This window comes from Rubritalea profundi, assembly GCF_002954445.1.
GTDB classification, from domain to species: Bacteria; Verrucomicrobiota; Verrucomicrobiia; order Verrucomicrobiales; family Akkermansiaceae; genus Rubritalea; species Rubritalea profundi.
The window spans coordinates 390508-403087 of the sequence record NZ_MQWA01000001.1 but is presented as its reverse complement, the minus strand read 5'-3'; the positions used below and the strand labels follow the sequence as shown (position 1 = coordinate 403087).

12 protein-coding genes are annotated in these 12580 nt (G+C 47.9%); 7 read left to right on the top strand and 5 right to left on the bottom strand.

Annotation, left to right across the window (positions count from 1 at the left end):
* Positions 1 to 422 precede the first annotated feature (422 nt).
* The 5 genes from BSZ32_RS01845 to gspG form a co-directional block, all read right to left on the bottom strand.
* The gene (locus tag BSZ32_RS01845; protein ID WP_206018693.1) at positions 423 to 1271 is read right to left on the bottom strand and encodes a helix-turn-helix transcriptional regulator; all 849 of its coding nucleotides are present in this window, start codon (positions 1269 to 1271) and stop codon (positions 423 to 425) included.
* Between the two features lie 151 nt (positions 1272 to 1422).
* A complete protein-coding gene (locus BSZ32_RS01840; RefSeq protein WP_105041838.1) occupies positions 1423 to 2082 on the bottom strand; it encodes a prepilin-type N-terminal cleavage/methylation domain-containing protein in 660 nt (219 codons plus the stop codon).
* Positions 2083 to 2517 (bottom strand): type IV pilus modification PilV family protein, encoded by a 435-nt coding sequence (locus tag BSZ32_RS01835; RefSeq protein WP_105041837.1) that lies wholly within the window; start codon positions 2515 to 2517, stop codon positions 2083 to 2085.
* Positions 2507 to 3025: a type II secretion system protein gene (locus tag BSZ32_RS01830; RefSeq protein WP_105041836.1), complete on the bottom strand. Its 519-nt coding sequence runs from the start codon at positions 3023 to 3025 to the stop codon at positions 2507 to 2509. The genes BSZ32_RS01835 and BSZ32_RS01830 overlap by 11 nt, the downstream gene beginning before the upstream one ends.
* Positions 2997 to 3437, bottom strand: a complete 441-nt coding sequence (gene gspG / locus BSZ32_RS01825; RefSeq protein ID WP_105041835.1) for a type II secretion system major pseudopilin GspG — start codon at positions 3435 to 3437, stop codon at positions 2997 to 2999. The genes BSZ32_RS01830 and gspG overlap by 29 nt, the downstream gene beginning before the upstream one ends.
* A 186-nt stretch (positions 3438 to 3623) precedes the next feature.
* On the opposite strand from gspG, the gene BSZ32_RS01820 reads away from it, so the two are divergent.
* The 7 genes from BSZ32_RS01820 to BSZ32_RS01785 all read left to right on the top strand — a co-directional run bounded on the left by BSZ32_RS01820 (position 3624) and on the right by BSZ32_RS01785 (position 12272).
* Positions 3624 to 5366 (top strand): GspE/PulE family protein, encoded by a 1743-nt coding sequence (locus BSZ32_RS01820; protein ID WP_105041834.1) that lies wholly within the window; start codon positions 3624 to 3626, stop codon positions 5364 to 5366.
* 2 nt (positions 5367 to 5368) lie between these two features.
* Positions 5369 to 6604: a type II secretion system F family protein gene (locus BSZ32_RS01815; protein ID WP_105041833.1), complete on the top strand. Its 1236-nt coding sequence runs from the start codon at positions 5369 to 5371 to the stop codon at positions 6602 to 6604.
* Positions 6605 to 6678: 74 nt separating this feature from the next.
* Positions 6679 to 6990 carry a hypothetical protein gene (locus BSZ32_RS01810; RefSeq protein WP_129589538.1) on the top strand — a complete coding sequence of 104 codons (312 nt, stop codon included), beginning with the start codon at positions 6679 to 6681 and terminating at the stop codon, positions 6988 to 6990.
* Positions 6984 to 7547 (top strand): type II secretion system protein GspK, encoded by a 564-nt coding sequence (locus tag BSZ32_RS01805; RefSeq protein WP_165788580.1) that lies wholly within the window; start codon positions 6984 to 6986, stop codon positions 7545 to 7547. Before BSZ32_RS01810 ends, BSZ32_RS01805 begins: the two co-directional genes overlap by 7 nt.
* Positions 7540 to 8769, top strand: coding sequence for a PilN domain-containing protein (locus BSZ32_RS01800; protein ID WP_105041830.1), 1230 nt, complete (start codon positions 7540 to 7542; stop codon positions 8767 to 8769). The genes BSZ32_RS01805 and BSZ32_RS01800 overlap by 8 nt, the downstream gene beginning before the upstream one ends.
* A 3-nt stretch (positions 8770 to 8772) precedes the next feature.
* Positions 8773 to 9315: a hypothetical protein gene (locus BSZ32_RS01795; protein ID WP_129589537.1), complete on the top strand. Its 543-nt coding sequence runs from the start codon at positions 8773 to 8775 to the stop codon at positions 9313 to 9315.
* Between the two features lie 593 nt (positions 9316 to 9908).
* A complete protein-coding gene (locus BSZ32_RS01785; protein WP_105041827.1) occupies positions 9909 to 12272 on the top strand; it encodes a secretin N-terminal domain-containing protein in 2364 nt (787 codons plus the stop codon).
* Positions 12273 to 12580 lie beyond the last annotated feature (308 nt).

Genomic DNA, 12580 nt, shown 5'->3' with positions numbered 1-12580 from the left:
CGCAAAATCACCCCAATTGGTTTATGATTCGAAAACTCATCATTCCGATGATCTGGAGTGCGTGTGGCTCGACACCGCTCTGCGGCGGACTGGGCTTGACGCGTGTGGTGGCAGGACCACCCGAAATATAACCACCCTCCTAACTCTCAGACCACACAAACAGCAACAGGCTTCATCCTATCAGTCGGAACACTGAAAACTTGCACACTTGAAACTCCCGCCCCCATGTGTCAAGCCACAGCCTCACCAGAGCTGAGTCAAGCCTCAGCACTCCAAGGTTTTGTCACACTGATCGATCACATTGATTGCAGAGTCCTGTGCTTAAATTTTTGTCGTGTAGTGTGATTTGGTGCTAGGTACGTTTAGAGGCACCACCTAAGTATTAGTCCAGCCACATCAGTTCATCTGGTGTGGTCAAGCTGCTAAATCAGGTTTGTTTTTTTGCGAAAGTGGCTTGGGGGAAGACCGGTTTTTTCTTTGAAGGTGCGGCTGAAGGCTTGGAGGGAAGTGAAGCCGGCTTGGTCAGCTACCTCGGATACTGCCAACTTCGTATTTGCGAGTAGTGATAGGGCCGTGTGAATTTTATAATTCAAAATATATTTACCGAGTGAGACGCCCGCTGAGTCGCGAAAGACGGTGCGCATGCGGGATTCGGAGAGCTTGAAGTTGTCTGCGATCACAGCGATTGTGAGCTCGATGTTAGGTGTCTCGATGAGGACGCGGTTGACCTTACTAACGATGTCGTCGGTGATGATTTTGTAGAGGGCCGAGTGGTCGGTGGCGGCTTTCTTTAGACGGATAAGTGTGGTGAGCACCAATGCTTGAACCTCATCAGTGGAGTGTGGGGTTTGCCTTTCGTTGATGTAGGCATTGAGAGCTTCGCCGAGGCTCTGCATGGCGGCTTCACTAATGGGGATAACCTTGTTGCGCAGGGGTTCGATGTAGGAGGGGCGCTCGAGTTCAAAGGTGCAGAATAGCCAGTTGAGCTTAGTGGTCTCAAGGTTACTAAAATGGTGGAACTGGTGAGGGGGAATGACGAGTGCTTCGTTGGGGCGCAGTTCTACTTCGAGGTGATCTAGGTGGATATAGGCTGATGTCTCTAGGTTAAAGACTGCGACAATCCTGTGGTGAGAGCGGTTCTTGATGCTCTCTTGTTGGAGTACCTGTTTACTTGTCCTCCGGAAGAATAAAATGTTTTGGGGTAAACCTAGAGATTCATTTCCGACGCCACGTAAGTAGTCGGTCGGGGTGGGTACTTCTATTGTCCTCAAATTGATCATCAGTTAGTCGAATTTGTGAAACGGTAGCTAGATGGCCGACTTAATCAATCGGAATTGTTAAATTGTTGGGTGAACAAGGAGGATCACGTCCATTTTCCTGCAAAACGCAGTCTAACTAAAGTGCTGAAAATGCGAGCTCTGGCTACGGTCGAGGGGGAGGGGTCGGCTTCTGAGTGTTAGCCTTGAGTGGTGGGTCCTTGCGGTTTGGAATCCAGAAGTAATGCATGTGCTCATCTTCGTGGCCGGGGTAGGAATAAAAGAATTTGATTTGTGAGGGGCGACCCATGGCTGGTGTCCATTCGGGACTCCACTCGTCTCGGTTGGCATCGTAGAACTCCCATCGGATGTTAGTCAGTGATCTCACCAATTCAGTTTGGAAGTATATCGATTCCTGATTGTTCGATCCATCTTCGAGTTGATTCGATGTTTCTAGGCTGAGGTTGACTAGTCCATCACGGTCGGTACCGATGGCGACCCAGAGTTGCTTAGCTAAGTGCTGGCGACCACGTGCGGGAAACTCAGTGTTTGGGTTTTCTATCGTGAGTGTCTGAAAATTCTGGTCGTTTTCCTCTAGCGTGATGCGAGCGTCACTCGGGAGGTTGGCGAATAGCTGCTTGAGGTAATTGTAGAATGCCGCTTGGTGGCGTGAGTTCGACTGGATGCTTACGATGCTGCGGCCAAGGCTAACTGAGCTTGTGGTGACAGAAAAAATGACCGACATCATGACTGCTAACATCGACATAGCCAAAATAGTTTCTAGCAGGGTGAAACCATTTTTCGAATGGTGAGAGTTTCTCTTCATCTATCGCCCGCCTCCTCGGGTTGCTGCATTGAACATGTTGGCATAGTGAATAGTTGAGAAGACTTGCTCTGAGCGTGTGCCGTCGTTGTCCCAATAGATGGTGACTGTAACCGTGTAGAGTTCATCGAGCAGGTTGTCGTCTTGATCTACAGCTTCCAGCGGTTCTATCAGGATGCGAGCGTCGGTGGTGGGATCGATGAAGAAGCTGTCGTCGCGCGCAAAGTCGTTGCCGGTTCTGGCAGCTGTGAGGACTTCCTTGAGGATGTTTTGTGCTTCTTGTTTGATCCATTGTTCGTGGACCACTGCTTGACTTAGTTCCGCGGTGCGGTGGAGAGCAATGACGATGCTGGTGACAGCTATCCCGAAAATGCTGAAGGCTAGGAGTGCCTCTAGAAGCATGAAGCCGGATCGGTGACGGTTTAGGCTAGTCTTCATCGATGACTTCTCCGGCAGTGAGTGAGTGGAAGGCTATGGTCTGGATGTTGTCATCGTCTTCGAATCGGATTTCAAGAGAATCACAAAGGCCAGACTGGGTGAAGGTCCAGATAAAGGGGGCATCATTTTTACCTAGTGTGAACCAGTCGTCGCCTTGATTGGTAAGAAGTGAGACGCGAACTCCCTGCGGGACGATGAGTGAGGATTGAGGAGAGGTAGTATTTTCTTCCTCAAACTGCATGCTTTCTGGTTGAACCCAAATTTCTCTTGGCGTGATGTAAATAGAAAATGGGCGTTCTTCTAGTTTGGCGTTACGCAGGGTTTCCTTCGCCATTATTTGGGTCTGCTGGGCAAGCTTATCGAGCGCGCCATTGCTCTGGTTTGCTACAAAAAGGACAGCCGAGCCCGAGATTATAGAGATAATAGCCAAGGTGACCATTATCTCTAAGAGGGTGAAACCAGCACGAGGTTGGAACCGCTTATTGAGCGTCTTGTGAGCTGATGTCATCGTCTCCGCCTTGTTGGCCGTCGTTTCCTAAGCTGATAATCTCATAGGTGGATGGGTCCTTGCCCGGCATTTTGTAGATGTATGGATTGCCCCATGGATCCATTGGAACTGCCTTAAGTGATTGATTCCAGCGACGAGGTTTTGGCGCTGAGGTTGGCTTAGTGACGAGAGCGTCTAGACCTTGTCCACTGGAGGGGAAACGGCCGGCAAGGTTTTTATACTGCAGTAGATGAGCAGCTAAACTCTGCATCTCGCTCTCCGCTTTTTGGATTCGGGCTCCCCCAGAGAAATTCTTAGTGAGGCCAATGACTCCACCGACGAGGATGGCAATAATTGCCATGACCATCATCATTTCTAGGAGCGTGAATGCTTTGCGAAGTTGGGATCGGTTCTTTGTGGGTGGACACTTCATGCTCAATTGGGTTAAGCCATTTACGATGCTTTGTCAAATAGTCGGCTCGAAATAGATAAATAGGTAGTTAACTTCTTCGAAATGTAATCCCTCCTTGAACTATTTAGTGAGTAGGATAAGAAAAATCTACAATTTGCCGTCGCTAATGTTTAAACCCTACAATGCGCGGCCTCTGCTGAATCCAACATGAGCGAAATTTTAGAAAGAAGCCCAATCGTGCAACAACTCCTTGAGTTAGCTTGTGCGTCGAGTCGTGCCGAGCCAGCAAGTGTTGAGGAGCTAATCGATAATGCTGCTCAATTGCAGTTGCCGATGATCGATGCATTGTTAGATGCCGGTCTGGTGCAAGAGGAATATTTCTTCAAAGGTTTGTCAGAGATGGTGAGGATGTCACTAGTCAATGGAGAGCTTAGTCCTGAAGATGTGCCTGAGCTGAAGAAAATTTGTAGCGCGGCACTGGCAATCCGCTACCAAGTCGTGCCACTCAAGTTAGAAGAAGATGTTCTAACAATGGTGTGCTACGACCCCTACCGCATGGAAGCTCGACAGGCGCTGTCACGCAAATTGCCTTATACTCTTCGTTGGGTCATGGGTGAGCGCCGCCACGTGCGCAACTCGCTGAGTGCGATTTATGGTGTAGGTGCTGATACTTTTGAGAAGATCCTCGCGGGCCGTGACATTGATGCTGATCAATTGGCCGAGAAGGATGAGGCATCCGTGTTAGATGATGACGAGTCGGATGAAGCGAGTGTCTTACGTTTCGTGAACCAGATTATCCGCGAGGCTTTAGTCCATAAGGCGACGGATATCCACATCGAGCCGCAGAGTGATATTTTACGTATCCGCTACCGTGTGGATGGTCAGTTGCTGGATGTTCCCGTACCAGAACGCATCAATGCCCTGCAGTCATCTGTGGTGGCGCGTTTGAAAATCATGTCGCGTCTCGACGTGGCTGAGCGAAGAATGCCTCAAGATGGACGAATTCACTTGAAAAATGCAGGCAAGAGCATCGATGTGCGTGTTGCTACTATTCCTTCCGTGGAAGGGGAAACCGTGAGTCTACGTTTGCTGAATCAGGAGAAATTTAATCTCAATGCGCTCGGGTTGGAGGATTCTGTCCGAGAGTCCATCCTCGAGGTGTTAGCGCTTTCACACGGCGTCATTTTGGCCACGGGGCCAACTGGCTCCGGTAAATCGACCAGTCTCTACTGCTTCCTCGATTATCTCAATAAGCCAGAAACCCGTACCGTCACGATTGAAGATCCTGTGGAGAATAAATTGCGAGGGATTGTACAGATTGCTGTGCGCCCTGAGGTGGGGCTGACTTTTGCCAAAGGCCTGCGCTCAATTCTCCGTGCCGATCCTAACAACATAATGATTGGTGAGATCCGAGATACTGAGACTGCTGAGATAGCCATTCGAGCTTCACTCACAGGCCACTTGGTTTTCAGTACGCTTCACACGAATACCGCAATCGGTGGCGTTAGCCGGCTATTAGATATGGATATCGAGCCATTCTTGGTGTCAGCATCGGTTCGCGCCTTCCTCGGTCAGCGACTCGTACGTAGGCTTTGTGTTCATTGTGCTGAGCCAGTTAAAGATTGGTCAGAGATGCGGGCTAAGGAATTAGGAATTCCTAACGTGATTTACCAACTTGGCGGGCAGCCATGTGGACCAGTCGGGTGTCCCGAGTGTCGACATACTGGATACCAGGGACGGACTGCAATTTACGAAATCTGTAAGATTTCTGAGTCGATCCAAAAGTTGATCGCGAAAGGATCCGATGAAAATGCGGTCTTTGAGCAGGCTGTTAAAGAGGGGTTTGAAACCATGCGCGATTATGGATGGCGTAAGGTAATGAAGGGAGTGACTTCGATAGAAGAGGTTCTTTCCTGCACTCATTCCCAGTCAGGCTTAGACCAAATCTAGTCATGGTGAAGGTTTTTAAATATGTCGCAGTGGATGCGGCGGGTAAAAAGCAAACTGGTGACTTGGAGCTAGGATCACGTCCTGAGGCGATGCGCCAACTTCAGTCGCAAGGTCTGCGGCCAGTTTCTATTGTCGAAGCTTCAAAGAGTAAGGGCAAAATGAGCGAGAAAGATTCTATAGATGAACTAGTGTTTCTCAAAACTAAAGATATCATCGCCTTTACTGAAGAACTAAGTGAGCTGCTAGAGGCTGGTTTGCCACTGGAGCCAGCCTTAGCTTCGATGGAAGAACGAGATGAAAGCGGTGTGTTAAAGGTTGCGTCCGCTAAACTTAGGCGCTGGGTGACCGAAGGTGAACAAATGTACCAATCCCTCCCTCGAGTCTCGGCGCAGTTTGACCCACTTTATTGTAATTTGGTGAAAGCTGGTGAGGCGAGCGGAAGTCTCCAAACCATTCTCAAACAGCATGGAGCGTACATGAAAGAGCAAATGGAGCTCAGGTCAAAGCTGTCTCAAGCGATGATCTATCCCGGCTTCTTGATTTTGGCGTGTATAATCGTGACTCTCGTTTTCATCTTCTATTTATTGCCTCAGATTACCAGTCTCTTGGAAGGGATGCCGGGGTCGGAAATGCCCATAGGTGTGAAACTAGCTACTACTCTTGGGGATATCCTTCGCGGGCACTGGGTAACACTTCTCATTTTAGTCATCGCTGCGATGGTGGGTGTTAAAGTTTGGCTTCAGCCAGAGGTGAACAAAACCAAATGGGATGAGGTGAAACTCACTCTGCCGATCATTGGTAAAGTCATCCAATATGGAATCTACGTTCAGTGGTTGCAAACATTAGGTAACTTGCTTTGCAATGGAGTTCCCCTGGTGCAGGCACTGCAACTCACTTCAGAGACTGTGACCAACCGTTATTTTAAAGAACGCCTCCTCGGCATTACTGATGGGGTGGGAGATGGTTATCGTCTCACCCGCTGTATGCGCAAAACTGAGATGTTCCCTCCAAATATGGTGGATCTTATTGGTGTAGGTGAAAACACTGGCAAACTTGCCAGAGCAATGAGTCGAGCATCTGAGTACTACGATAAGCGACTGACTATTTTGATTCAAAGTGTGCTGGCTCTCATTTCTCCTATCGTTCTTTTGGCGATGGCTGGTTTGGTCGGCCTACTCTCATACACCATGATTCAGGCTATCTACGAAACGATGTCCAATTTGGGTCCTAAAAAGTAATGCTATATAGACGACTACCTTCAAAGCCTCGCACTGGGATTGCTCTCATTGCAGTCTTGTGGGTGGTAGCTTTCATGACGACGTTACTAGTGGTGACGCTGACTTTGCTCAAAGTGGATGTGGACGATAATGTGGCGGAAGTACACTCATTCGCAGCTTGGCAACAAGCGCATGCGGGATTGAGTTTCGGGCTTCACCCAGGCGTGAAGCGAGATGATCCCATCTTATTTGCCCCAGATACCGGTTACGATGAAGGCTATACCGTGAAAATCGAGCCCGAAGCATCACGCTTGAATATCAATGCCGTGCTGACTTCGAACGATAAAGGAACTCTCGTTAGTTTATTTAAACTATGGGGGCTAGAGACAAAGAGGTCGATATGTTAGTTGATGCTCTGATTGACTGGGTCGATGGCGATGAGTTGATCAGCCTCAACGGTGCAGAGGAAAATTATTATAAAGATCTAGGTTATAGTGACCGACCATACAATCGAGCGTTCCGAGAGTTAGATGAAGTGCCCTTAGTTCGTGGATTTGGGTTGATTGAGAATTTAAAGCCAAATTGGCGTGATTACTTCACAGTGTGGTCGAATGGCCCTCTGGATATCCATGAAGCACTTCCTGAGTTGATTGCCGCAGCCGCAGAGGTGGAGGTGTCAATGGCGACGGAGTTCCGTGGGTTTGTGGCGGGGGATGATGGAATAATGGGGACAGAAGATGATATTCGCTTTGCCACGGTGGGAGAAGCTTTGGATGATTTAGTATCACCGACAGACAGCAGGGAGCTCATAGCTCAACGTTTTACCACTGCTGGTGAGATTTTAAGGGTTGAGAGTATAGGATATTCAGGTAACTTTCGCTACTTAATCAAAGTCATTAGTGGTGCCAAAGGGCAACAGATTGACATTTTGGATTATCAAGAAAAGCAACTAGCAAGTGAGTAAATCAGATAAATCAGTGATCTTACCGTCGGAGGGCGACGGTTGGGAGGTATGGAGCCAGAGTGGTGGAAATGTCACGCACGTGAAATCGCTTGAGGGCGCTGTGGCTAAATCTGATGCGCAGCCTGGAGCTTGTGTTGCATTTTCTGTCTGCCGAGTCGCGACTCTACCCATTATGGTGCCGAGCGATGAAGAAGAACTTTACCGCGGGGCTTGCCAGCTGGAATTGGAAAATGCTGGTCTGTTGGTGGATGTTGAAAACTACCAAGGCTGGGATTGTGTTCTTGTAAATAAATCTGAGGGCCAGTCGTTCGTCTCCGCTGTGTATCTTCTAGAAGAAGAACTCAACAAGGAGAATGACCTGCGCCATTATTCTTTCGACTACTCAGCTCGATTTTATACACCAAAATTCAGTGGTGATTGTATAGCACTCTGGAAGGAACGACACACTTGGTGTCTCGCGTTTTACCACAACAATGTGGCATTTCTCATCGAGCCTGTTGGTCATGAAATCGTTGATTTGGCCACTTCGATCCATTTGCTCATTTCTCAATTGGCGCTCAAAGGGATCACCTTTGAGCCACACGAACTTCTTCTGTGGTCTGCCACAGATTTGACGGCGACTCTCGAAGCTGAACTAGTGACTATCAATATCCTGTTGAAAGAGGAACCCAGGCCAGTCCCGAGTTTTCCACCAAGTTCGATAAAGTTGAAGCCTACAGCCGTAAGTGAGTGGGAAAAACGCGTAAATTCGATGATGCGGTTGCGTGTCGTTCTGATGGGCGTCGCCGCCCTGTACGTCATCGCTGCTGGTGTGCTTTGGTGGAAGAGCTACCAACAAGATCAAAAAATTGCCGGACTCACCGATGAAGTCGCCCAGTTCGCACCACTGTGGGAAGATAACCAAGAGCACTTTAAACACTGGACTGAGCTCGATCCAGTTGTCACAGAAAACTGGCCACTCAAGGTCTATAGAGAATGTGTGATGAGTATTCCTAGTGGTCAACCGATTCGGTTTACTGATATCAATGTTCAGAACGGTTTTGTGCAGATCAAAGGCAATGCTAAGGATACGAATTCGCTCAATCGCTTTAAGCCAAAATTGCGAAAGTCTGTAGTTTTTGAAGATTACGAATGGGAATTTCCTGTAGAAAAAAAATCAACAAAAACTGGACGTTGGGATTTTCAGTACAACGCCAAGCCTGTCGGCTACAACGAATACTAAGCCATGAATAAGCGAGAAAGAAGAATGTTGCTGCTGATTGCTGGTATAGTGCTGCTGTTTGCACACGTGTGGGGAATTAAACAATACCTTACAAGCTACCGTGAAAAAGAGGGGAAGGCGATGGCCTTAGCCGCTCAAGCCGTGAGCTATAAAAATAGTAGTTCAAATGCTGTGCTGATAGCTGAAGAGGTGGCCTGGGTCGACAAACATGAACCAGAGCCATCCACCTTTGGTGATGAGCAAAGTAAGTTACTGGAATTTCTGAAAAGCTCAGCAACCTCGATTGGCTTTACTCCAGTGAAACCCCAACTCACTGAGATGACCAATACGGGTGATAAATACCTGCGGACAAAGATTCAAATTCAGGCTACAGCAACCGAAGATCAGATCTATAAATGGTTGGTTGATATCCACCAACCAACAGAATTTCGTGCCGTGACCCAGATAGTGATGCGTCCCACCGCTAAAGTGGATGATGACGGACTCATCATCTGCACACTCACCGCTGAACAATGGCTTATTGCTTCTAATTCTGATTCCTTATAGTATACAAGAACACCTTCATGCCTCACTTTATAACATTAGTATCAATTCTGGCTCTACTCACTCTTGGGTTAGAGGCGGCGTTGCCGAAAGACCCATCGATGATTGACTATAGCCCGTTGCTATCTCGCTCACCATTCCAGATTAAAAAGCCCCCGGTTATAACTCGAGCACCAATTATAAATAACTCACTCACTCTTCGAGGTGTTTCTATGTTTGATGATGGCTGGTTTGTGACTGTAGTGGATCGGAAAAGCCCAAAAGAACGCATTTTCTTGCGCGAGGGGGCGGCCGAAAACTCTAAGGGTCTCAAGTTGATCAAGGTGGACAAGAATGCTGACGATTACTTGAAAACCACAGTGGTTGTGAATAACGGGGGGCGGCAAATAACGATTGGTTATAACTCTGCTGACATTAAGAGTAGCATAGCAAAGGCTACGAAAGTGACAAGTAAACCTAGGACTACCAATAGACCACCAATTCCGTCTGCTACCAAAAAACCTTCAGTTCCAACTTCCGGTGCTAGTACGCGCCGACCGCGTGTCCGCCGTACTCCCACTCCACCTGTGCCCCGCTCCAAATAGAACCATTTCCTTATGTATTCATTTTCTAAATCTCTTACAGGTCTTTCAGTGACTTTAACCATTGCTGGGACCACTCTAGCGCAGGTGCCGCTGCCACAGGCTGGGCTTCCAGTTCCACCCGCGCCAGGAGTTCAAGTAGTAGCTCAAGCAAAGCCGCTCGTAGACCCCGATACTGTCATCAAAGAGGGCTACCAAGAACCACTTTTGAGCGGTGAAGCGATTGCTATTATGTATCGCAAATTTACTGGTAAGCGCGTAATTCTTACCAAGGCGGCTTTAGCTGTAGAGATTAGCTTTGTTCAGCCAGGGCCACTTACGTACCGCGAGGCTGCAGATCTTCTAGTGAAGACATGCTTTCTAGAAGGATTAATATTTGTCCCTAGTGGAGCAAATGAAGTAAAATTACTGCTAGCACCACGGGCCCGTACTGTTGGAGGCAACCCATTGGTGTCTGATGCTTCACTATTGCCTGATTCAGAGGAACTCGTGTCCTATGTGATGGGCCTACAGAATATCAAGCCAGAGGAGGCAATGAGCATCTTCACCGGTGTTGTGTCCCAACTCGGTGCGCATGGATCTATTGTTCCTGTTCCAAACGCCAATGCCCTGATTCTCACTGAGAACTCTCAACTGATTCGCACTTTGATAGAAATCAAAGAGAGAATCGATATTCCGCAAGAAGCAGCGAAGCAAAAGTGGGTAGCCCTGGAGCATGCTGATGCTGAAGAAACGGCAGAGAGTGTGAAATCTATAATGGAGTTTAGTGCGGCACAAAATACCCAGTTTGCAGCAGCAGGTGGGACGGCAACTCGCACTGTAGTAAAAGGGGTAGCACCAAGTGGTCGAACTGATACAGCGGCGGTGACAAAGCGCACTACTGGCGGTGAGAGCTTTAGTAGTGTTCAAGTTTTATCGGACGTGCGGACAAATCGCATTTTTGTGATTGGTAGACCGATCGATGTAGAGATCGCTGAAAGCTTGATCAAGGGCTACGACTCACCTCTCGATGAACGAAACTTTTATAAGCATAAGCTCAAATTCCTTTCAGTCTCAGAATTCCTAAATATTGCTGAAAACGCGATTACTCAAGTTTCCGTAAAGCCATCCGACCAAACTGGTGGGAATAATCGTTCAAGTGGTAATAATAGATCACAAAGTAATCAAAACCGCGGGCAAGCTTCTGGCAATGGTTCATTTAGCCAGAATAATGCAGGCGGGTCGCTCGCTGAGACTAGCCGCGAAGAGGGTCCAGAAGCTGTCATTATTGGCAAAACGCTATTAGTTGCCGATAATAGTAATAATACTCTCATTATCAAAGGACCGCCTTCTTCTATTAAGGTAGTTAAAGACCTCATTGCTGAGATGGATGTCATCACCGATCAGGTGCAAATCACCGCAGTCTTTGGTAGGTACAATTTAGGAGACTCCATCGATTTCGGGATGGATTTTGCGCGTACTTACCAACTTACACGTGGAGCAAACTCAGGGTTTGCTGGGCAGAACAGAACGGGATACCCTATCCTTGCTGATCCTACTACACTTACAAATCTAGGAGCATTTGAGAATGTGGCTGGCCTTTCTCTCTACGGACAGATCGGTAAGCACTTCACCGCAACCCTCCGAGCGATGGAAGATAGCGGGAAGTTCCACCTGATGGCTCGGCCGACAGTCTTCACCACCAATAATCGCCGTGCCATTCTTTCCTCTGGTCAACAAATACCAGTTCCGACCAATAGTTTCACCCAAGGTGGTTCTGGTAATAACGCTTCGCAATCAACCAATATTGCTTACCGCGATGTTTTGTTGGAGCTTGAGGTGATTCCTTTGGTGAACTCTAAAGATGAAGTCACGCTCCAGATTTCATTTGTGAACAACAATATCATCGGTTCGACCGTGATCGATGGGAATAGTATTCCCACTATCGGCCAGGAGAGTATTGAAACAACAGTGACCGTGCCTAATGGAGAAACCGTCGTGCTGGGTGGTCTTATTACAGAGCGCAATGAGTCAACTGAGAGTGGTATACCAGTACTGATGCATATTCCAGGTCTCAAGCGTCTGTTCTCTACGATTAATAAAGAGGTAGTTCGCGAGGAATTAGTGATCTTTATTAGCCCTCAAATAGTCAAAGGTCAATCTGACCTCATGGCGCTGCAGGAGAAAAATGGGGACAAGTCACAATTAGTCAGAGATCTACGGGCGGGCGAGAGTGTGCTTCCTTATAAGTATTCAGATCCAGATAAGCAGGATCAAGCGAGCCCGCAGGATCGCGCGCAGCGTAAACTTTGGTACCTACCAGAGCCAAAGCCTTTCCCTAAAATTTCTCCGTCCTCACCTGGCAAGAAGCGTAATGTCTATAAAGGGCACCGCCACTAGGGAAACGCTGGTTTATTCTCATTGCCTCGGTCATAGCTTCAATCCCAGAGTAGCGGCAACCCCACGATAGGCCTTCATAGACCCAGACGGTTTATGAAGAGCGGCTACAGATAAAGGGATTGCTCAATTTTTAGCTCATGTTGTTTGAGCAATAGATAATTTCATTGCCAGGCCTCTTTATCTTACTCTGCCGGCCTATTTTTTGAGTTATTTTTCCCATCTGGCGATCTAAAGTCGCACCATGTCTTTGAGGGATTCTGTTTGTAAACTGCTGCTTGTCGTATTTTTCATCTGATTTCCAGTGCTCT

Excerpts from the sequence above, each read along its gene's own strand:
- BSZ32_RS01840 (WP_105041838.1), bottom strand. The coding sequence starts at position 2,082 with ATGAAGAGAAACTCTCACCATTCGAAAAATGGTTTCACCCTGCTAGAA.
- BSZ32_RS01795 (WP_129589537.1), top strand. The coding sequence starts at position 8,773 with ATGAATAAGCGAGAAAGAAGAATGTTGCTGCTGATTGCTGGTATAGTG.
- BSZ32_RS01835 (WP_105041837.1), bottom strand. The coding sequence starts at position 2,517 with ATGAAGACTAGCCTAAACCGTCACCGATCCGGCTTCATGCTTCTAGAG.
- BSZ32_RS01810 (WP_129589538.1), top strand. The coding sequence starts at position 6,679 with ATGACGACGTTACTAGTGGTGACGCTGACTTTGCTCAAAGTGGATGTG.
- gspG (WP_105041835.1), bottom strand. The coding sequence starts at position 3,437 with ATGAAGTGTCCACCCACAAAGAACCGATCCCAACTTCGCAAAGCATTC.
- BSZ32_RS01815 (WP_105041833.1), top strand. The coding sequence starts at position 5,369 with ATGGTGAAGGTTTTTAAATATGTCGCAGTGGATGCGGCGGGTAAAAAG.
- BSZ32_RS01785 (WP_105041827.1), top strand. The coding sequence starts at position 9,909 with ATGTATTCATTTTCTAAATCTCTTACAGGTCTTTCAGTGACTTTAACC.
- BSZ32_RS01830 (WP_105041836.1), bottom strand. The coding sequence starts at position 3,025 with ATGACATCAGCTCACAAGACGCTCAATAAGCGGTTCCAACCTCGTGCT.
- BSZ32_RS01805 (WP_165788580.1), top strand. The coding sequence starts at position 6,984 with ATGTTAGTTGATGCTCTGATTGACTGGGTCGATGGCGATGAGTTGATC.
- BSZ32_RS01820 (WP_105041834.1), top strand. The coding sequence starts at position 3,624 with ATGAGCGAAATTTTAGAAAGAAGCCCAATCGTGCAACAACTCCTTGAG.